Source organism: Actinomycetota bacterium, assembly GCA_030650795.1.
In the GTDB taxonomy this organism is placed as follows: Bacteria; Actinomycetota; Actinomycetes; order S36-B12; family S36-B12; genus UBA11398.
This window is the reverse complement of sequence record JAUSDJ010000023.1, coordinates 100263-120910: the sequence shown is the minus strand read 5'-3', so window position 1 is coordinate 120910 and position 20648 is coordinate 100263. Positions and strand designations below refer to the sequence as shown.

Sequence of the window (20648 nt, the reverse complement as noted above, 5' to 3'; positions counted from 1 at the left end):
ATGTCCATCGTTCGGCTTCGCGACAAGAGGCGCGTTGTGGGTTCGCGATCGTTCAGAAAGCACCGCGCTGACGACGATCCCACTTCGAGTAGGAAACGCATGCCAGGAGGGAGGGTAGCCGGGTGGTTGCGGAAATTGCAAGTGAACCCTGCGAGCATCATCATTGTGAGAGGTAGTGGGCTGCGGGCTGTGCCTTTCCGTAGAGCCACCCTTGGGCATATTTCCAGCCGAGTTCCTTCAGGACTGTCGCTACTTCCGTGGTCTCTACTCCCTCGGCGATCGTGTCGAGCTGAAGTCCGGTGGCTAGCCCCGAAAGGGCTGCTGCGAGTCTTTCAGATTTCGTGTCATGCGCACCGATCCCGACACTGAACGACACATCCAGCTTCAACCCTGATACAGGTAGATCTCTGATGTGTGCAATGGAAGAGAATCCGGTACCGAAGTCGTCGACGTACCAGCCGATCCCTGCCTCGGCCAAGGTGCGCATGCTCTCTAGGGCTTGGGGGGCGTCGGTGAGCAGGGCAGTCTCGGTGAACTCAATGCGCAGGCGTCGCGGGTCTACACGGAATTGTCCTAGGGCATCCATGACCGCTTGCGCGTAGTCGATCGTGTTCAGGGTTCGAGCCGAGACATTGACGGAAATGAACAGCGGTGCAGGAAGGTGAGTCAGGAGTTCGACGCCTTGCGTCAATACGGCCAGATCCAGATCGATGATGAGGGCACTCTTTTCCGCTGTGGGCAGGAATCCGTCAGGGGGCACAATGGTTCCATCTGCTCGGATCCAGCGCACCAACGCTTCAAAGCCAACAGTTGCGCCATCCTCAAGTTGTACGACTGGCTGGAGCCAGGGGACAAATTCCCGCGCTTGGAGTCCTTTGCGGATCCCTTCCTCGACAACGATTCGCAGTTGCGCCTCCATCGCGAGGTGTGCGTTGAGGAATGCACATCGGTCCCGCCCGAGGTCCTTGGCCTGGCGCAGTGCAAGACCAGCATCGCGCAGGAGATTGTCCGCGTCAGTATCGGCTGCACCGGAGGCGACGCCGATACTGACCGTCGGCTCGATGTGAATGCCGCCAATGGTGACCGTTCTATGGGCTGCCTTGCGGAGGCGCTCAGCCGTAACGCTGGCGTCGGCGCCACTGGCCAGGTTGGGCAGGACAATCAAGAATTCGTCTCCGGAACCGCGTGCGAGTTTATCGGGATCGTCGATGACTTCGGCCAGCCTCGTGGCGACCTCCATGATGACGCGGTCACCAGCGGCATGCGTGAGCGCCGCGTTGACTGACGCCAATGCGTCGATTCCTACACAGAGGACCGCGAGAGTTTGCGTCGGAGTCTCCGCAGCGTTTTGCGCCAATAGCCGCTCCACACGGGCCTGGAACACTTGCAGGGTGGCCAGGCCCGTCAGTGGGTCGTGAGCAAGGGCGTCCGCCAGTGCCGTGCGTGCACGTACTTCTTCACCGATGTCACGCATGCTGGCAATCAAGTTGGCGACTGGCGCACCTTCAGAACTGGCGAGGGGCTGTCCACGCACTGACATCCAGCGGTAACTGCGGTCATCTGCCAAGTATCGGGACTCCAGATCAGGCATGGTGACTCCTGCCAGCACTGCGGCCTTCCAGGCAGCCATCGCATCCTGATCGTCGGGGTGGGTGAGCTCACGCACATTGCGACCCAGCAGTTCATGCGGGTCCCATCCCAGGACTCGCGCGATGGAGGGTGATATCCACAGCAGCACGCCATCGACATCCAATTGCCACACAATGTCCGTGGCATTCTCGGCCAGCATCCGGTAGCGGCGCTCACTTCGCAGAAGTTCGGCGCTGTTCGCCTGGCGTTGTGTGTCAGTTCGATCCTGGGCCAGGCTTGCCCAATAGAGCAGGCCGATGCTCGCGGTGGCCATGGCGAGGTAACCCAGTTGCGACAGGGCAATCCCGAGCGCAGACGCCCCGCCAAACGCATGGTGTTGCAGGTAATCCGACGTGATCGAGACTACAAAGATCAGGATCACGATGGGGCCGAAGAACCTGCGGAACAACTGACCGCCGAGCATGGGGGAGGCGATGATGCGGCCCCAACCCTGGGTTGGCTCCGCCATGATCACCGCAGATGCGGACCCCATCGTCAGGATCGCTGTATTCAGGGCCATGGGGGAGAACCGGCCTCCCCATGTTGCCAAATCCGTGTTGCCAAGGATGTAGGACAAGAAGACAACAGAGGCAATGAGTATGGCGGCGACAGCGAGACCCTGCCGCAAGCCTGGAGCACGCCGCAGGATCAACAAGACCAGTGCCACTCCCAGCAGGACGAAACACGTTGCAGCCACAAGTGCCGGCCGGCCGGGACTGGACGTGAACACATCTGGGGAGTCAGCAAACAGGCTTTCGTCAAACCACGTCGACTTCGCATTGGCGGCGTATTCAGCCAAAGTAACCACGCCAATGACAATGGGCGCACTTGCGGCAATAAGTGTCACAGGCCTGAGCCATCCACGTACATACAGGACCAGCGCAGCCCCAATGCATATGAATGCCAGCGCGACATTCGCCTTCATTTTGACGGCGCCCAGGAAGAAAGTGCGACCGCTCTCAAGGCCCGCTCGGTAGCCCAGGAGCAGGACCAAGAGACCCGCGATCAGCGTGATCCAGCCAAGAATTTCTGTCGCCGTGCGATAGTGACGTAGCACGCTTGCTTCGGGTGCCGCAAAGTCGAACCCTTGCCGCACTTGCGCAGCGGCAGCGGACTGGGCTTCCAGTGTCAAGGCAGTCCCCTCCAACCATGGCTGGCGCAGTGGCGATTGTCACTGCCCGGAGCAGGTGCCGTGAAGAGCACCAACTACACGTGCAATCTAGAGCGCGCAGCAGTCTTTTGCTCTGCAATGCGCTCGTTGCCCTACTTTGCATCGCCACCCATTCCGACAAGCACGCCCGCAACTACCGAGCCGGACTGGTCCTGTCCGCCATCATCCTGTTCAGGCCATGAACCACCAGACACGCCCTAGGAGTGCCAGGGTTGGCTTGGGGGCACGACTCCTTGCGGAAATTGGGGAGCCTGCACCGCTTGGTCTCCGCAGCCGAGCACTTCAACTGTGAATGCCGCAATCGCCGTGCGCAGGGGGTACGTCACTGTCGCGGAACCGTCTGTGGGCTTCACCTGGACTTTCGCGTAGCCCACGTCCGCTCGTGATTCGTCCTGGGCGCGCAGGGTGCAAACGATGGGCTCGTCGTTGACAGCATCTACCCGGAAGGTCATGTCAACGTGGTCCGCGGCGAGCACTTTCCAGGTCAGCAGGCTGAAATCCACTTGAGGTCGAGAGATCTCATAGGCGACGAATCCCAGTGTCACCGCGAATGCAATGGCCACGGTGTAGGTCACGATCCTGCCGGTGAGCGACTTGTGATCGAGCCCGTATCGCTCGACCATCTCGGGTGAGAGTTGTTCCTTGCGGAAGGGGCTGGTCATGATGCCCCCATTCTCGCCAGTGGGGTGGCCGCGCGCAGCGCCCGGTACCTGACTTGCGAGACTAGCCCGGTGACATCCCCGCTTCGCCTGATGGCAATTCACGCGCATCCTGACGATGAAGCCAGCAAGGGTGCGGCGACCATGGCCAAATATGTCGCGGAGGGAATCGGCGTGATGGTCGTGACTTGCACGGGTGGAGAGCGTGGCGATGTCCTCCACAGCGCAGCAGAAGATGAGGTCAAAGAGCACGGCATTGCCGAGGTGCGCCGTCGCGAGATGGCTAATGCAGTGGAGATCCTGGGAATTCGTCACGCTTGGCTGGGCTATGAGGATTCGGGATATCCCGACCCTGAAGTCAAGCCGCCTCTGCCGCTACCCGAAGGTTGTTTTGCCGATCTGCCTATCGAGGTTGAGCTCGTGCCAATGGTGCGCCTGCTCCGCCAATTTCGCCCACAAGTGGTCACGACCTATGACGAGAATGGCGGCTATCCGCACCCGGATCATCTGCGTGTGCACTCGCTGAGCTTGGCTGCAATTGACGCGGCAGCGGATCCGTCCTATGACTGCGATCTTGAGCCATGGACGATTTCCAAGCTCTACTACAACATGCAATTTGCGCGCGGGCGTGTGTACGCGATGCACGAGGCGATGATTGAAGCCGGAGTCGAATCGCAGTACACCGCTTGGATCGAACGCATGGAATCGCGACCAGACGAGTCACATCGCGTCACGACGAGTGTCAATGTCGCTGCGTTCTTCCCTCAACGCGACGCTGCCTTGCTCGCGCATCGCACGCAGGTTGACCCGTCTAGTCAATGGTTTGCTGTGCCCATTGATGTTCAGGCCCGCATCTGGCCGACAGAGGAGTTTCAACTCGCAAAGTCACTCGTGCCAACTGAACTGCCTGAAACTGATCTCTTCGCCGGATTGAGGACCGATGTATCTGCTAGCTGACGTTCCAGACGATGCCATGAAGTCTGTCATCGACAAGGCCGGACCTATCGCGATGATCTTTGTCGTGCTCCTCGGGGTCGCACTGTTCTTTCTCTTTAGATCGATGAAGCGTCAACTCAAGCGAGTCGACGAGCATTTTCCCAGTGATCCACCAAGTGTCGATGGCATCGCCGGCTCCGAGTGACTTGCTGCGCCTGGCGCTAACCCCGCGATTTCTTGTTCGAGCCGGGTTGGCGCTGTTGCTGATCGTCGCCTTCAGCATGCTTGGCAGGTGGCAGTGGGAGCGAACTCAGGACGTACTGACTTCTGAGCGGGTAGCGCTTGCTCAAGCCGTGGCAGTCGACGAGCTCAATCCCGTTGGCGCAGCAATGACCAGCGAGACGGTCGGACGTTCGGTTACAGCAGTGGGCACTTATCAACCAGCTGAGCAGCGGATCGTGTTGCACCGTGGACTGAGTGGTGTCACTGGCGTGTGGGTCGTAACGCCGCTCGAACTGGCTGACGGCAGTCTCATTGCCGTAATGCGCGGCTGGCTTCCGGCCGCAGATTCGCCCGGTTTGAAACCAGATCCGGGACAAGTGCACATTGCTGGAGTTCTGCAGGCCGATGAGTCCTTCTATCAAGGTGCTGCAACAACGCCCGGAGAAGTCGCGGCCATCTCACAGCGGAGCTTGAATTGGGGACCGCAGGCGCGGGCTGGCTTCATTGTTCTTGCATCGCAGCATCCGCTCACGCAGCCTGCTCCCAGTCCGGTGCCGATGGAACAGCAATCCACTGATGTGGCCTTCCCATTCCAGAACTTCCTCTACGCATTCCAATGGTGGGTCTTTGGACTGTTCGTGGTGGCGGTGTATCTGCGTTGGCTGTGGTTGGACGCGCAGTTGTTGAACGATGAGGAACTGGCCCCTCCACCTGAGCCCTCCGAACCATCGCTTGACTAGCCTGAGTTCTATGAAGGGCATTCCCGGGGCCGCGCTGCGCTACCGCATCATGGCTTGGATCACTGGTGTCGTGCTCGCAACTGCCTTCACCTGGATGGTCCTACTGATCATCAAGTGGATGGCCGATGGCAATGCGCTCTCGGATTTCTTTGGTTCAAGCAATCAGAAGCCGGCGGCATACGGCATATTGTGGATTGCACACGGATGGGCGTATTTCCTCTACCTGATCGTTGGCGTCGATCTTGCCTTCCGACTGCGATACAGCATCGTGCGTACCGTGCTGATCTTGCTAGCTGGCACGATCCCGTTCATGTCCTTTGTGGCGGAGCGCTTCGTGCATAAGGATCTTGAACGCCGTGCACAGCCCTCATCTGTCAGCTAGGCAGCGCCCAATCGATCGGATCACCGCTGGCTTGCTCGAGCAGATGGTTGGCGCGGCTGAAAGGTCGAGAACCAAAGAATCCGCGCTCTGCTGAGAGCGGGCTTGGGTGCGCACTTGCGATTGTCGGGACATCGGGCATGAGTGGCACCAATGCCTGCGCATCGCGACCCCAAAGGATGGCGACCAGAGGCTGGTCGCGTGCCACCAAGCCTCGAATGGCGGCTTCTGTAATGCGTTCCCAGCCCTTTCCACGATGGCTGCCGGCTAAGCCTGATTGAACAGTGAGAACCCGGTTCAGCAGGAGCACGCCTTGTGCACTCCACGGGCTTAAATCTCCATTTCGAGGTCGGGGCAGATCAAGATCTGTGGAGAGTTCTTTGAAGATATTGGAAAGGCTGCGCGGGAGGGGTTGAACTTCCGGAGCAACGCTGAACGACAAGCCAACAGGATGCCCAGGAGTTGGGTAAGGGTCTTGGCCCATGATCAGAACGCGCACTTCATACAGGGGCTGCTGAAAAGCCCGCAGAATCTGCGAACCGGCGGGCAGCCACGCACGTCCAGCAACGCTCTCTTCACGGAGGAATTCACCGAGTGCGGTAAGCGTTGCTTGCTCGTCCTTGAGCGCTGGCACCCAACTTGGATGCACCAACTCCTCAAGTGGCAGCGGCATAGCGCGACTCTAAGGCCTTGATTCTTTGGAGAGGCGTGATGTGACATTGCGTCATTGGCTAACGTGCGCCTGTGACCACCGAGACCAAACTGACCAGTCAGTATCAGGCCTACGTCGATGCCGATGCCGTGCTCGCCTACGCATTGGCAACCAACGACCCGAATCCTCTGTGCAATACCGGAGAGGTGGTTTCACCGCTCTACACCGCGACTCTGGTAGTCAATGGATTTCGTTCAACGATGTCCGGTGCAGTTCCGAGCGGAGCGATCACGGGTACGCGAGCGTCGGTCCACGGAATGCACGACGTCCACTACTTCGCGCCAGTCATCCCGGGAACGCGGGTGCTCTGCACCGGTCGCCACTTCGCTGTGCGTCAAACAGGTGCTGGCGTTGCGATCACGACCGAACTCGATGTGCTGGATCTGGATCATCAATTACTCGTGCGCCACTACTGGACCGGCATGGATGTCGGAGCCACTGTTGACGGCGAATTCGGCGAAGCGCCTCCCGAGCATCTCTTCCCAGACTCCGCTCGCGCCAAGCCGATTGATTCCTTCATCATGGATGTCACTGCTGATCAAGGCTTCCGCTACGGCGGTGCCTCAGGGGATCGCAATGATCACGCGATCAACGACGAGGCTGCACAGGCCGAAGGATTCCCGAGCAAGATCGTTCAAGGCTTGTGCACCTTTGCGATGTGCAGTGGTGCGGTGCTGAAACTTGTCGGCGAGGGTGACCCAGCGCGCCTCACTCGCCTTGCCGGCCGCTTCTCCTCGCCAGTGTTTCCACGGCAGCAGCTGAAGGTCGATCTGTTCGACGCTGGGGTTTCGGCAGCGGGCAAGCAGTTGGTTGCTTTCGAGGCGGCATCCAACGGCACGACCGTTGTTAAGCACGGTCGCGCCGAACTCACCATCTAGCATGATGACCACATCTTCGAGGAGGAACAGTTGAGCCAAACCAAACTCCTGCTTCAGGCAGCCATGCTGTCGATGGCTGTTGTAGTGCTCATTGGTCAGGTGATCTTGCCCTTCACCGACGCTGGTCGCATCGGTGGTCTGGGAGCGGCAGGGATTGGCTCGGTCTCAGTATTCCTGTTTGCCATTGCGGCGGGCGCGCCTCGGCGGTGGGAGTTCCTTGCTCTGGCTGGCGCACTCTTCGCCTTGGCGTACATCACAACCCAAGGACCTGATCTGCGGGGTGGGCCGTACTTCATCATCCAAATTCTGTTGCCGCTCGTTGCTGCTCTGACCGGTATTGCGGCCGCAGTAATCGGCTGGCGAAGGCCGCGCACCTAGACATTGGAGAAGTCACCGCAAAGAAGCGTGCGGCTGCCAATGACTGGATGACTCGGGGATGATTGGGCTGTGCCGAATCGACTCGCGAACTCGACCAGCCCTTATCTGCTTCAGCACTCCGAGAATCCAGTCGACTGGCAGGAGTGGTCACCTGAAGCGTTCGAAGAAGCCCGGCGTCGCGATGTGCCGGTGTTTCTCTCCGTCGGATATTCAGCTTGCCATTGGTGTCATGTCATGGCGCACGAATCCTTTGAGGACCCTGACGTCGCGAAGGTCATCAACGAGAAATTTGTGGCGATCAAGGTTGATCGTGAAGAACGCCCTGATGTCGATGCGGTCTACATGCAGGCGACCCTTGCTCTGACGGGCAGCGGCGGTTGGCCGATGACTGTCTTCCTTGACCATGACCAACAGCCATTCTTTGCCGGAACCTACTTTCCGCGGCAGGCCCGCAGTGGAATGCCTGGGTTCGTTGATGTGCTGACGGCCCTGGACGAGGCATGGACTCAACGTCGCGGTGATGTTCTGGGGGTCGCGGGTCGCGTCGTGACTGCGCTGCAACAACGGATGGCGCCATCGGGTCAGGCCTTCCCGGCGTCCGAGGTCCTTACTGATGCGGTAACGCATTTGCGCGGAGACTTTGACCTTGCCTACGGCGGATTTGGTGGTGCACCGAAGTTCCCGCCGTCCATGGTCTTGGAGTTTCTCTTGCGCGAGTCAGTGCGAACTGACAACGCCGAGGCCTTGTTGATGGCCGAACGCACGCTTGATGCAATGGCCCGCGGCGGGATGTACGACCAACTTGCCGGTGGCTTCGCGAGGTATTCAGTTGATGAAGCTTGGGTTGTCCCGCACTTTGAGAAGATGTTGTACGACAACGCACTTCTTCTGCGGGTGTACCTGCATTGGTACCGGCTGACTGGCTCGAGTTTCGCCAAACGTGTCGTGCATGAGACTGCAAGCTTCATGATCGAAGAATTGTCCACTCCCGAAGGCGGATTCGCATCTGCCCTCGATGCTGACACCGAAGGCGAGGAAGGCCGCTTCTACGTCTGGACTCCCGCAGAGTTGAGCAGCGTTCTTGGAGAAGTCGACGGGGACTGGGTTGCGCAGCTCATGCACGCCACCGTGGCGGGCACCTTCGAGCACGGCTCCTCGACATTGCAATTGTTGGCGGATCCAGAGGATTCAGAACGCTGGTCGGGACTTCGTGATCAATTGCGCTTGCATCGCCAATTCCGAGTTCGCCCGGGTCGAGATGACAAGGTTGTTGCCTCCTGGAATGGCCTGGCCATTGCGGCGTTGGCCGAATCGGGTGCACTGCTCGACGAGCCAGCGTGGGTCGAAGCGGCTTTCGGTGCCGCTGATTTGTTGCTCGCAGTGCATCTGGGAGCTCATGGCGATGATCGCCTGAGTCGCACTTCGCGCGATGGCATTCCAGGAGAGAACTACGGGGTACTCGATGACTACGGCGGCGTTGCCGAAGGATTCCTTGCATTGTTCCAGGTCAGCGGAGATGACACTTGGCTGACCTTGGCCGGGATGTTGCTCGATGTGGCGATTCAGCATTTCCGTGATGACGATGGTGGATTCTTTGACACTGCCGATGATGCGGCGGCGCTGGTCAACCGGCCGCGGGATCCGGCCGATGGTGCGGAGCCATCCGGCTGGTTCTCGGTGGCAAATGCGTGCGTGACATATGCGGCGATTACTGGTGTTGCCGAATACCGCGATGTGGCAGAAGCAGCACTGGCAATTGTCAGCGATCTGGCGCCACGTGCCCCCAGGGCGTGCGGATGGGGAATGGCCGCTGTTTCGGCATTGCTGGATGGTCCAATTGAGATCGCCATCATTGGCGACCCGTCAGACCTGCGCACCCGTCAGATGCGCAAGGTGGCTTTGGCAGCAACAGCGCCGGGCGCAGTGCTGGCCTTGGGTGAGGAGGGAAGCCAAACTCCACTGCTTCGCGATCGCACACTGATCGATGGAAAGCCCGCGGCCTACGTCTGTCGAGGATTCACCTGCGAATTGCCGACCACTGAACTAGGGGTCCTGACAAGGCAGGTGGGCGCCCGTTTCGAGGAGTAGCCTGCCCTTGTGGGGTTGGCCGACATCGTCTATGGCGTATATGAACGACACCTCAGGTCGCAGATCGACGTAGATCAGATGCCGCGGCATGTCGGTGTGATCTTGGACGGCAACCGCCGATGGGCCGAGGCCCAAGGATCTTCCTCTTCAGTTGGCCATCGTGCTGGCGCGAAGAAGATTGAAGAGTTCCTCGGATGGTGTGAGGACGCCGGCGTCGAACTTGTGACCCTGTGGTTGCTCTCAACGGACAACCTCAACCGACCAGCTGATGAGCTCAAAGCATTGATGGGCATCATCGAAGAGACCGTGACCGATTTGATGGAGCACTCCAAGTGGCGCCTGCATCCGGTTGGCGCGCTTGATTTGCTGCCCGATAGCACTGCCCGCCTGCTGAAGGAGGCTGAGGAGGCCACCTCTGATGCCCCCGGCCTAATGGTGAACATCGCCGTTGGCTACGGCGGTCGGCGTGAAGTGGTCGATGCAGTTCGATCGCTCTTGCAGGAACACGCAGGGAAAGGAACATCCCTTGATGAGCTTGCCCAATTCATCGATGTCGAGCACATCGCGAAGCATCTGTACACCAAGGGCCAGCCCGATCCCGATCTCGTGATCCGCACATCGGGGGAGCAGCGGCTATCTGGATTCCTTCTGTGGCAGAGCGCCCATTCGGAGTTCTACTTCTGCGAGGCCTACTGGCCTGACTTCCGCCACGTGGACTTTCTGCGCGCTCTGCGGGCCTACGGCGATCGTCATCGACGATTCGGCACCTGACATTAACCTCGCCGATATCTAATTGACGGCGTGGCATCCGCTTAACCGGTCAGATCAGTCCTAGCGTCGAGGACACGCGCTCGCACCCGCGGACGTGTTACCGCGCCGGGCCACGGTGTTGGCCCGTTATGGAGGCCTTGTGCCCGTGTCTTCTCGCACCGATGAGAACGCCGATTCCCGTACTTACGTTCTGGACACTTCTGTCCTGCTCTCAGATCCAGCCGCATTGCGATCCTTTGCAGAGCATGCAGTCGTTCTCCCACTCGTAGTGATCAAGGAACTCGAAGACAAACGGCACGACCCAGTACTTGGTTATAACGCGCGAACTGTCCTGCGTGCCCTTGAGGCATTGCGCAAAGAGCCCGGCGCCGATCTACGCAAAGGCATCGTGGTGAACTCGCATGGCGGAACTGTTCGCATCGAGATCAATCACGTGGACACCTCTCACCTGCCTGACGCCATTCGTGCTGAGCGCAGCAATGACACCCGGATCCTGTCGGTGGCCGAAGGCCTTCGGCGTGATGGTCACGACGTAGTAGTCGTTTCCAAGGACCTCCCGATGCGCTTGCTGGCGCACGGAGCCCTCGGTATTCCGGCTGAGGAGTACCGCAACGAGCAGGTCCAGGATTCTGGATACACCGGGCTCGTCGAAATAGAGGCTTCACGTGAGGATGTCGACGATCTTTACCAGCACGGGAGCATCGAGCTTTTCGATCATGATCTGCCCGTCAATACCGGCGTTGTTCTGGTTTCGCCGACTTCATCTGGCCTTGCCCGGGTAAGCGTCGACAAGCGTTTGGAGCAGGTCCGCGGCGATCTCGAGGCCTTTGGAATTCACGGCCGCTCGGCGGAGCAGCGCATCGCACTCTCGCATCTACTGGATCCTGAAATCGGTGTCGTGTCCCTTGGCGGAGCCGCCGGTACTGGCAAGTCAGTCATGGCTTTGGCGGCTGCGCTGGAATTGGTGATGGAGCGACGCGAGGCCAAGCGGATTGTGGTGTTCCGCCCGGTGTTCGTAGTTGGTGGTCAGGAGATCGGATTCCTGCCAGGAACTGAAGCCGAGAAGATGTCGCCCTTCTCAGCTGCAACCAAGGATGCGCTGGATGCAATTGCCAGCGAGAACATCATCGACGAGATCACCGATCGCGGGATTCTTGAAGTGCTGCCGCTGACATACGTGCGTGGTCGCACATTGACGGACACGATCGTGATCCTTGATGAAGCGCAGAATCTTGAACGCTCCACGATCCTCACGGCGATTTCTCGGCTGGGCAAGAACAGCCGGGTGTTCCTGACTCACGATGTCGCTCAACGCGACAATCTGCGCGTGGGTCGCCACGACGGCATCGCCGCTGTTGTCGAGCGACTCAAGGGCGAGTCGCTGTTCGCCCACGTCACGCTGACCAAGTCCGAGCGCAGTCCTATTGCGGCCTTGGCGACTCGTTTGATTGACGACGGAATTCTCTAGAGTTGTACTTGAGGGTGGTGGACCCGCTTGTGGATAAGAGTGTGATGCCCGCCACCTGAGGCTCCAGCGCCGATCCGACGCGCCGGGCCTTCTATGAGGCATTGAGTTATCCACAGCTTGGACGTGAGAAGAGCCACGTCGGGTCTGGGTGACAGATCGGGCAACACAAGGCACCGTATTCCGAGGTATCCAGACTTCGGAGGGGGTGATGCGTGTGCGCAAGGTCAACCTTGTGGTGCTCGCTGTTGCCCTGTCCGTCGCGCTGACAAGCCCGGCTTTCGCTGCCGGAGACCCGGCACCTGTGCTGCACGGCGAGGTCGCCAAGTCAACGGTGACCACGCCAGCACCAGTGACTGCTCCCGTTCCAGTGCCATCAGTTGTGGCAACGCCAACACCAAGCACGCCGGCCCCGGTGCCTGCTCCTGTCATCGATGAAGTCGCTCAGCGAGCCCTCGAGACGGGTTATGCCAAGGGTGAGTCCAAGGCCACCGATATGCACGGAGTGCTCGACAGCCTCTACAAGGGCAAGTGGTTCAACGCCAAGGACGAAGACGCCCGACGCTGCATCGTCAAGCATGAGACGGGCGGCAACTATGAGTCAGTCAGCTCGGGCGGAACGTACCGTGGGGCATACCAAATGAATCGTGGGCTCGCAGTTGGCGTGACCTGGACAATGCAAAACGAGGTTCGCAAGGATTTGGGTGATGAAGCAGCAGCGCTGGTACCTGCCCTACGCAACGCCCCCACGCAGACCTGGAATCGCTACTGGCAAGACCGCGCCTTTTGGACCATCTGGCATAACGGTGAAGGCAGCGGCAATTGGCGTGGCGCCGGCTGCTGATGCGCTTGCCGACCAACTGGTCGGCCGAACTACGCATGGTCCGCTGACGAAGAGATCCGGTTACTTGGGAGCACCCACCGGGATCCGGTTGATCAAGGGCTTCATTGTCTCGGCGAAGAAGTCATTGCCCTTGTCATCGACCACCACGAAGGCCGGGAAATCGACAATCTCGATCTTCCAGACGGCTTCCATCCCGAGTTCAGGGAAGTCCAGAACCTCGACTTTGGTGATGTTGTCTTGAGCCAGTCGCGCTGCTGGTCCGCCGATGGATCCGAGGTAGAACCCACCATTGGCCTGGCAGGCGTTGGTCACTGCCTGACTGCGGTTGCCCTTGGCGAGCATCACCAGCGATCCTCCGGACTTTTGGAACTGATCGACATAGCTGTCCATCCGGCCAGCTGTCGTTGGCCCAAATGAGCCAGAGGCGTAGCCCTTGGGCGTCTTGGCTGGGCCGGCGTAGTAAATGGCGTGATCGCGGAAGTACTCCGGCATTGGTTCGCCACGGTCCAACATCGCCTTGATGCGCGCATGCGCGAGATCTCGAGCAACGACGAGTGAACCGGTCAGCGAGACGCGCGTTTTCACCGGCAGCTTCGACAACTGCTCGCGAATCTGATCCATTGGGGCGCTGAGATCGATCGAGACCACATCAGTGTCCAGATGCTCATCCCTGATCTCTGGAAGGTACTTCGCAGGTTCGCGTTCGAGTTGTTCGAGGAAGACGCCCTCTGCGGTGATTTTTGCCAGGGCTTGGCGGTCTGCCGAACAGGACACCGCAATTGCCACCGGCAGTGAAGCACCGTGGCGAGGCAGGCGAATGACGCGAACGTCATGGCAGAAGTACTTACCACCGAACTGGGCGCCGATGCCAAATTCCTGGGTCTGCTTCCAGATCTCCTGCTCCATCTCCAGATCTCGGAAGCCGTGACCATCTGGGGAACCATGAACGGGCAGTCCGTCGAGGTATCGGGCGCTGGCGTATTTGGCGGTCTTCAACGCGTACTCAGCGCTCGTCCCTCCAACGACTACAGCAAGGTGGTAGGGCGGGCACGCTGAGGTGCCCAGGCTGCGCAGGCTCTCGTCGAGGAAGGCTCGGAACGAAGTGGGGTTCAGCAACGCGGCCGTCTGCTGGTAGAGGTAGCTCTTGTTGGCGCTGCCGCCGCCCTTTGCCATGAAGAGGAACTCGTACTGCGCCTCGTGGCCTTCATGGGTGTTGGCATAGAGCTCGATCTGGGCGGGCAGGTTGGTGCCGGTGTTGTGCTCTTCCCACATCGTGAGAGGTGCCATTTGCGAGTAGCGCAAGTTGAGTTTCTCGTAGGCATCGAAGATGCCGTGCGCGAGATGCTCTTCGTCCGAACCAGTAGTCCAGACGTGCTGACCCTTCTTGGCACTGACGATCGCGGTGCCGGTGTCTTGGCACATGGGCAGCACTCCGCCGGCCGAGATGTTCGCGTTCTTCAGTAGGTCCAGCGCAACGAAGCGGTCATTGGGGCTTGCCTCTGGATCATCCAGAATGCGCGCCAATTGAGCCAGATGCCCAGGGCGCAGCAAATGCGAAATATCGCGGAGGGCCTCGTAGGCAAGCAGACGCAGGGCTGATGGCTCCACTTGCAGGATCGTGCGACCGGCGACGCTCGTCGTGCTGACACCTTCAGTCGTGACAAGTCGGTACGGGGTCTGGTCGGCGCCCAGTGGAAGCAGTTCCTGATAGTGAAATTCAGCCATCTTCGCAGCGTAGACGCGCGACTGCCTTGGGTCATTAGGAATCCTTAGTGACCCATGACACCGTCAATCAGGGTCTGGCTGGCCAGCTCCGGGACTGTGGAAGTCAACGGCCGAGTACTGCCCAAGCTTGGCCAGACTGTGCTCGCTCTTGACCTCACGGATTGTGCCGCTCTTGCCACGCATGACGATGGAGTGGGTCGAAGGTCCGGCAGGTAGGTAGCGGACTCCGCGAAGCAGTTCACCATCGGTAATGCCAGTTGCGCAGAAGAAGATGTTCTCGCCCGTGACGAGATCATCGGTACGCAGCACCCGGTTGAGGTCATGTCCGTGATCCAGAGCCTTGCGTCGCTCGTCGTCGTCGCGGGGCCAGAGCTTGGCCTGAATTTCGCCGCCCATGCAGACCATCGCGCAGGCCGTGATGATGCCTTCCGGAGTACCACCGATGCCGGCAAGCAAATCGACCCCCGTACCTTCGCGGGCGGCCATGATTGCTCCGGCGACATCGCCGTCAACGATGAACTTGATGCGTGCTCCCGCGTCGCGAACATCAGCGACGAGTTGCTTGTGACGGGGGCGATCAAGAATGCAGACGGTGAGATCGGCGACCTGCTCGTCCTTTGCGCGTGCAAGCTGTTCCAGGTTCCAGGCAATGGGTGCATTGATGTCGATGACGCCGACTCCCTGCGGGCCGACCACCATCTTGTCCATGTAGAACACTGCGCTTGGGTCATACATCGCCCCACGCTCGGCAACTGCGATCACAGAGATTGCGTTCGGCATGCCCTTTGCGGCCAAAGTGGTTCCGTCAATGGGGTCAACGGCGACATCGGCCTCGGCACCTTCACCGTCGCCAACTCGTTCGCCGTTGAAGAGCATGGGAGCGTCGTCCTTCTCTCCCTCGCCAATGACGACGACACCGTTCATGGAAACGCCGCCAATCAAGGCGCGCATGGCATTGACTGCAGCGCGGTCAGCGCCGTTCTTGTCGCCACGTCCAACCCACCGGGCAGCGGCCATGGCGGCTGCCTCGGTCACCCGAACGAGCTCGAGCGCGAGATTGCGGTCTGGTACTTCTTGCCTGCTGGCCGTAGTCATGGCGTCGCCTCCTGCACGGAGCCTAATGAGGGCGCGGGGCCGTTGATCAACGCACACATGAATAGGTCATCATGAGCGGGTGACTACCACCACGCCAACGCCGACTGGGCGTCCGAATGCTCGGATGCTGCAGACCGTTGGCGACATGGTCCGGTCGATTGTGGTCGTGCTCGCAGTAGTGGCCGTGATTTTGATCATCAGTCACCGGGCGTCGCCAGATCCGGTTCGCGAGGTGACCATCGGCGATCCCTTGATCGTGGCCAAGATAAGTGCCGGCTTCCCCGTGCTGGTCCCGCAGGGACTCGAGGGATACCGCCTCACAAGTGCTCGCTGGGAGAACACCAAGCCAGGAGTGTGGCATTTGGGATACGTGACACCCCAGACCGCGTATGTGCAAGTGGAGCAATCGGCGACCAAAGAGCTCGGCTTCATCAACGACCAATTGGGTGGCACTGCCAAGACCGGCACCAAACTCATTGATGGTACGGAGTGGACGGCGTACACAGGTTCTGGAAAGTCCGCCTTGGTGCACACTGTCAACGGCCTGACCACTGCCGTGACGGGCACGGCGCCGATCGATGAACTCGTCAGTGTGGCCGACTCGCTGGCTACTCCTGCTCAGACTCCGTAGCGCCCTCGAGTTGTTCACGCGCTGTATTCAGCCACTGCTGGCAATGGGCGGCGAGCAGTTCGCCGCGCTCCCATAGGGCAAGTGATGCCTCCAGAGTGTGACCGCCCGATTCGAGAGTCTGCACCACCTCTGCGAGTTCATCTCGGGCTTGTTCAAAGGAGAGCGTTGGAACGTCGGACGGCTTGCTCATGCTTCCTCCGCTGATGTTTGTCGTGCCTCGACTGTGAAACTGCCTTTGGCTACGCGAACGCGAAGCTCCTGCCCGACTGCAACAGCATCGGCATCGCGAATGATTTCGCTACTGAGCGTCGTGACAATGGCGTAGCCGCGATCCATGGTTGCAGCTGGTGAAAGTGCTCGCACGCGCGCTGCAAGATGTTCGACATCGCGTCCGGCGCTCTCAACTTGGTTGGCAACGCGCGTACGAATCCGGCGGAGCATGTCTTCGGTCGTTGAACCCTCGCGGTCCAGGCGCGTGCGCAGAACGGACGCGCCGCGCGCTTGATATGCCTTCACGATCGCGAATTGCTCCTGCCACGAGGGCACGATGCGCTTAGCAGCGTCAGTTGGCGTTGATGCGCGAAAGTCTGCGACAAGATCAAGCAGGGGAGCGTCCTGTTCATGTCCAATTGCTGACACGACAGGTGTGATGCAGGCAGCGACTGCTCGCACGAGCGACTCGTTGCTGAAGGGCAAGAGATCCTCAACGCTGCCGCCACCGCGTGCAATGACAATGACATCGACATCGGCGATGGAGTCGAGCTCTTGTACGGCTTCAGTGACAGCTGCGACGGCCTGTACCCCCTGCACTGCAACCTCGCGTACTTCGAAGGGGATTCCGGGCCACCGATCTTCGACGTTCACGAGCACGTCGTGCATGGCCGCGCTGTTGCGTCCACAAACAAGGCCTATGCGTCGGGGTAGGAATGGCAGTGGCCTCTTGCGTTCGGGTGAGAACACGCCTTCGGCCGCGAGCAATGTGCGAAGTCGCTCAAGCTGTTCCAGAAGAGTGCCCAAGCCGACGGGTCGGATTTCCTTGGCGCGGAACTGCAGGCTCCCGCGGCCGGTCCAATATTCAGGCTTTGCGTGCACCAAGATCCGTTGACCCTGCTCCAAAGGCGGGTGCACGCTGCCGATGAGCGCAGAGTCGGCGACAACCGTCAATGACATGTCGACATCAGGGTCGCGCAGGACGAGGTAGACGTTCCGGGCCCCGGGGCGCGGGCGAAGTTCGGCAATCTGCCCGTCCATCCATACCCCGCCTAAACGGCCGATCCACTCGCCAACCATCCGGGAGACCGTCCGGACCGGTGCTGGCTGTTCAGCAGAGGATTCAAATGCCACAGGCGCAGCGTATGTGCTGCTTAGCGCGCTGGGCACTTACGATTATGGACATGTCGAGCAAAAAGCGGGTCCTGCTGGCTGCGCCGAGAGGTTACTGCGCAGGCGTCGATCGAGCAGTGACCACGGTTGAGAATGCGCTCGAGACGTACGGGCCTCCTGTCTACGTTCGCAAAGAAATTGTGCACAACCAGTACGTCGTGCAGTCACTCCGCGATCGGGGGGCGATCTTCGTCGAAGAGCTCGATGAGGTCCCAACGGGCGGCACCGTTGTCTTCTCCGCTCATGGTGTTTCTCCGACTGTGCACGTGGATGCTGCCGAACGTGGACTCAAAGCAATTGACGCCACCTGCCCGTTGGTCACCAAAGTGCATGCTGAGGCTCGCCGCTTTGCCGCCGAGGGCTACGAGATCCTGCTGATCGGCCACGAAGGCCATGAAGAGGTCGTTGGCACCACAGGTGAGGCTCCTGATGTCATCACCTTGATCCAGGACCCTGTGGCTGCTGCCAGTGTCGAGGTCTCCAAGCCAGACAAGTTGATCTGGTTGTCGCAGACGACTCTCTCGGTGGACGAAACATTGGAAACCGTTGGAGTACTCCAAGCACGTTTCCCTGGCTTGGTGAGTCCGCCAAGTGACGACATTTGCTACGCGACCCAAAATCGCCAGGCGGCGGTGAAGGCCATCTCGCCAGAGTGCGATGTGGTCATCGTCGTTGGCTCGGGCAACTCCTCAAACTCTGTGCGTCTTGTTGAAGTTGCCGTAGAAGCCGGGGCCAATGCCTCGTATCGCGTTGATGGGGCTCATGAACTTCAGCCCGAGTGGTTTGCCGATGCCACCGTCGTTGGGCTGACCAGCGGTGCCTCGGTGCCGGAGATTCTGGTGCGCGATGTGCTCAATTGGCTTGCCGAGCGAGGTTACGCCGATGTTGAAGAGGTGACCACCACGGTTGAGAAGCTCGTGTTCTCACTGCCACCAGAATTGCGGCGCGATATGAAGGTTGCTCAGGCCTGACGGCGGGCGCGAGCTACAGCGATAGCCAGGCACACCAAGGTCGTGCCGATTACCCAGAACCAGTTGTCGGCCAAGGTGAAGAAGCTGTTGTTGACCCACGCGAGAAGTGCGCCACCGGCCCGACTCTGACCAATTTGGCCAACAGTGATTGCAGCAATGCCGAATGCAATCGGCGGAGCAATGACGCTCACGCTGACTTCGCTCAGCCGAACGCGCAATGCGCAGTAGACCGAGCCGAGGAGGAGCGCGATGCCGGTGATCCAGCCAAGGCCGGCGCCGCTGACCTTGGAGTCGATGAGGCCCGCAATCAGGGTGACCCCGATAACCAAGATGTAGACAGCAGAAGGAGCCAAGCCTGGTTCCTGGCGGCGGCGGGTAGCCATGGAAGCTAACTCCTCTGGGATTTGGATCGGTGAAGCGATGACAGCGGATGCAATCACTGGTGCTGGGGGAGCGGCCTGGGCAACCGCAGCGACCGAGGATTCGGGCTGCAGGGTCATTGTGCGCAGGTGGGCTGCTTCGTCGGCACTCAGGGCAACCAGGGAGTCGGGTTCAACTTCAGCTCCGCGGCTACGGAAAAGCCGACCGGTGCCGCTGCTGCTTGCGGGAGCGCGAGGCGGTTCAGGCTCGGGGATAGGCGTTGGCTCTGGAGTGGGTTCGGTTTGCGCCTTGGCAGGGCGAAAGAGGGACCGGTAGGCATCGTCCTGGGCGGGATCATTGAACCCAGGGGTGTCCGTCACAGTTCTTACGGTACTCAACAGAGCGCCATATCCAGCTCAGGTGCGCTCGTTGCCGCGGTGTCGCCGTGGTCGAACCATGGCACGGCGATCTGGGAATGGACTGGTCTGACAGGATGACCCGCCGTGCCCCTCACCATCGGAATCGTCGGACTGCCCAATGTCGGCAAGTCAACTCTCTTTAATGCCCTGACCAAGAACGACGTGCTCGCGGCGAACTACCCGTTCGCCACTATCGAGCCCAACACTGGTGTCGTTGGCGTGCCTGATCCCCGACTGGAAGTGCTCGCTGGCATTTTCGGTTCCGAGAAGATCCTGCCCGCCACTGTCACCTTCGTCGACATCGCTGGCATCGTGAAGGGTGCAAGTGAGGGCGCCGGTCTGGGTAACAAGTTCCTGGCGAACATTCGAGAATCCGATGCGATCTGCCAGGTGCTGCGTGCGTTCATCGATGAGGACGTTGTTCACGTCGAGGGTCGTGTCTCACCGGAAGAAGACATGGCGACCATCAACACTGAGTTGATCCTGGCGGACATGCAGACCCTTGAGAAGGCGATTCCGCGACTGCAGAAGGAAGCGCGAACAGACAAGTCGCGCGGAGCAATCGTGCAAGCCGCTGAGGAAGCGATGACCATCCTGGACGAGGGCAGCACGCTGTTCCAGTCGGAGGTTGATGTTGAGCCGCTGCGCGAGTTGTTCCTGATGACAGCGAAGCCATTCGTCTACGTCATCAATGTGGACGAGGACGAACTGAGCGACGATGAATTCAAGGAGCGCATGCGCCGCCTTGTCGCACCGGCAGAAGCGGTGTTCCTTGATGCAAAGTTGGAGGCAGAGCTTGTCGAACTCGAAGACGACGAGGCGATGGAATTGCTCAACTCGGTTGGGCAAGAAGAATCCGGACTGCACGCTCTTGCGCGTGTTGGCTTTGCTGCGCTTGGTCTGCAGACCTATCTGACTGCTGGGCCAAAGGAATCGCGCGCCTGGACCATCTCGAAGGGGGCAACAGCGCCTGAAGCAGCTGGCGTGATTCACACTGACTTTCAAAAGGGCTTCATCAAGGCCGAGGTCGTGTCATTCAACGACCTCGTCGACACCGGCTCGATAGCTGAGGCCAAGGCCAAGGGCAAGCTTCGGATTGAAGGCAAGGACTACGTCATGGTTGATGGCGATGTCGTGGAGTTCAGGTTTAACGTGTGAGTGGCAGCAGGCTGGACTGACAGTGAGGGCGGCA

21 protein-coding genes are annotated in these 20648 nt (G+C 59.8%); 13 read left to right on the top strand and 8 right to left on the bottom strand.

Features of this window, described 5'->3' with window-relative positions; genetic code table 11:
- Positions 1–160: 160 nt before the first annotated feature.
- Together Q7L55_07120 and Q7L55_07115 are read right to left on the bottom strand one after the other, a co-directional pair.
- Positions 161–2761 (bottom strand): EAL domain-containing protein, encoded by a 2601-nt coding sequence (locus tag Q7L55_07120; GenBank protein MDO8732327.1) that lies wholly within the window; start codon positions 2759–2761, stop codon positions 161–163.
- 236 nt (positions 2762–2997) lie between these two features.
- Complete coding sequence (locus Q7L55_07115; protein ID MDO8732326.1) at positions 2998–3462, bottom strand: DUF4307 domain-containing protein; 465 nt, start codon at positions 3460–3462, stop codon at positions 2998–3000.
- A gap of 69 nt (positions 3463–3531) precedes the next feature.
- On the opposite strand from Q7L55_07115, the gene mca reads away from it, so the two are divergent.
- Genes mca through Q7L55_07095 form a run of 4 tightly spaced genes read left to right on the top strand, consistent with a single transcriptional unit; the run spans position 3532 to position 5739 of the window.
- A complete protein-coding gene (gene mca, locus Q7L55_07110; protein MDO8732325.1) occupies positions 3532–4416 on the top strand; it encodes a mycothiol conjugate amidase Mca in 885 nt (294 codons plus the stop codon).
- Positions 4400–4600, top strand: a complete 201-nt coding sequence (locus Q7L55_07105) for a hypothetical protein (GenBank protein ID MDO8732324.1) — start codon at positions 4400–4402, stop codon at positions 4598–4600. Before mca ends, Q7L55_07105 begins: the two co-directional genes overlap by 17 nt.
- A complete protein-coding gene (locus Q7L55_07100) occupies positions 4578–5357 on the top strand; it encodes an SURF1 family protein (protein MDO8732323.1) in 780 nt (259 codons plus the stop codon). Before Q7L55_07105 ends, Q7L55_07100 begins: the two co-directional genes overlap by 23 nt.
- Positions 5358–5367: 10 nt before the next feature.
- Positions 5368–5739 carry a DUF3817 domain-containing protein gene (locus tag Q7L55_07095; protein MDO8732322.1) on the top strand — a complete coding sequence of 124 codons (372 nt, stop codon included), beginning with the start codon at positions 5368–5370 and terminating at the stop codon, positions 5737–5739.
- On the opposite strand, the gene Q7L55_07090 is transcribed toward Q7L55_07095, so the two are convergent.
- A complete protein-coding gene (locus Q7L55_07090) occupies positions 5732–6409 on the bottom strand; it encodes a uracil-DNA glycosylase (protein MDO8732321.1) in 678 nt (225 codons plus the stop codon). The genes Q7L55_07095 and Q7L55_07090 overlap by 8 nt on opposite strands.
- A gap of 71 nt (positions 6410–6480) precedes the next feature.
- Here Q7L55_07090 and Q7L55_07085 point away from each other — a divergent pair, with 71 nt between their 5' ends.
- From Q7L55_07085 to Q7L55_07060, 6 genes are all read left to right on the top strand, one after another.
- Positions 6481–7326: a MaoC/PaaZ C-terminal domain-containing protein gene (locus tag Q7L55_07085; GenBank protein MDO8732320.1), complete on the top strand. Its 846-nt coding sequence runs from the start codon at positions 6481–6483 to the stop codon at positions 7324–7326.
- Positions 7327–7356: 30 nt separating this feature from the next.
- Positions 7357–7704: a hypothetical protein gene (locus tag Q7L55_07080; protein ID MDO8732319.1), complete on the top strand. Its 348-nt coding sequence runs from the start codon at positions 7357–7359 to the stop codon at positions 7702–7704.
- 69 nt (positions 7705–7773) lie between these two features.
- On the top strand, positions 7774–9792 hold the full coding sequence (locus Q7L55_07075) for a thioredoxin domain-containing protein (GenBank protein ID MDO8732318.1): 2019 nt from the start codon (positions 7774–7776) through the stop codon (positions 9790–9792).
- A 9-nt stretch (positions 9793–9801) separates the two neighbouring features.
- Positions 9802–10563 carry an isoprenyl transferase gene (locus Q7L55_07070; protein MDO8732317.1) on the top strand — a complete coding sequence of 254 codons (762 nt, stop codon included), beginning with the start codon at positions 9802–9804 and terminating at the stop codon, positions 10561–10563.
- 145 nt (positions 10564–10708) lie between these two features.
- Positions 10709–12031 carry a PhoH family protein gene (locus Q7L55_07065; GenBank protein ID MDO8732316.1) on the top strand — a complete coding sequence of 441 codons (1323 nt, stop codon included), beginning with the start codon at positions 10709–10711 and terminating at the stop codon, positions 12029–12031.
- Positions 12032–12239: 208 nt separating this feature from the next.
- Positions 12240–12872, top strand: coding sequence for a hypothetical protein (locus Q7L55_07060; GenBank protein ID MDO8732315.1), 633 nt, complete (start codon positions 12240–12242; stop codon positions 12870–12872).
- Positions 12873–12932: 60 nt separating this feature from the next.
- Here Q7L55_07060 and Q7L55_07055 read toward each other — a convergent pair whose 3' ends face one another.
- Positions 12933–14597: a fumarate hydratase gene (locus Q7L55_07055; GenBank protein MDO8732314.1), complete on the bottom strand. Its 1665-nt coding sequence runs from the start codon at positions 14595–14597 to the stop codon at positions 12933–12935.
- Positions 14598–14660: 63 nt separating this feature from the next.
- On the bottom strand, positions 14661–15692 hold the full coding sequence (gene glpX, locus Q7L55_07050) for a class II fructose-bisphosphatase (protein ID MDO8732313.1): 1032 nt from the start codon (positions 15690–15692) through the stop codon (positions 14661–14663).
- A 79-nt stretch (positions 15693–15771) separates the two neighbouring features.
- Here glpX and Q7L55_07045 point away from each other — a divergent pair, with 79 nt between their 5' ends.
- Complete coding sequence (locus Q7L55_07045) at positions 15772–16323, top strand: DUF4245 domain-containing protein (GenBank protein ID MDO8732312.1); 552 nt, start codon at positions 15772–15774, stop codon at positions 16321–16323.
- Here Q7L55_07045 and Q7L55_07040 read toward each other — a convergent pair.
- Entirely contained in the window at positions 16301–16513 is a 213-nt protein-coding gene (locus Q7L55_07040; GenBank protein MDO8732311.1) for an exodeoxyribonuclease VII small subunit, read from the bottom strand. The two genes, Q7L55_07045 and Q7L55_07040, sit on opposite strands and share 23 nt — an antisense overlap.
- Positions 16510–17667 (bottom strand): exodeoxyribonuclease VII large subunit, encoded by a 1158-nt coding sequence (gene xseA / locus Q7L55_07035; protein ID MDO8732310.1) that lies wholly within the window; start codon positions 17665–17667, stop codon positions 16510–16512. The genes Q7L55_07040 and xseA overlap by 4 nt, the downstream gene beginning before the upstream one ends.
- A 50-nt stretch (positions 17668–17717) precedes the next feature.
- On the opposite strand from xseA, the gene Q7L55_07030 reads away from it, so the two are divergent.
- Positions 17718–18677: a 4-hydroxy-3-methylbut-2-enyl diphosphate reductase gene (locus Q7L55_07030; GenBank protein ID MDO8732309.1), complete on the top strand. Its 960-nt coding sequence runs from the start codon at positions 17718–17720 to the stop codon at positions 18675–18677.
- Here Q7L55_07030 and Q7L55_07025 read toward each other — a convergent pair.
- The gene (locus tag Q7L55_07025; GenBank protein MDO8732308.1) at positions 18668–19417 is read right to left on the bottom strand and encodes a hypothetical protein; all 750 of its coding nucleotides are present in this window, start codon (positions 19415–19417) and stop codon (positions 18668–18670) included. The genes Q7L55_07030 and Q7L55_07025 overlap by 10 nt on opposite strands.
- Positions 19418–19540: 123 nt before the next feature.
- Between Q7L55_07025 and ychF the strand changes: the two genes are divergently transcribed.
- The gene (gene ychF / locus Q7L55_07020) at positions 19541–20614 is read left to right on the top strand and encodes a redox-regulated ATPase YchF (protein ID MDO8732307.1); all 1074 of its coding nucleotides are present in this window, start codon (positions 19541–19543) and stop codon (positions 20612–20614) included.
- The last annotated feature ends 34 nt before the right edge of the window (positions 20615–20648 follow it).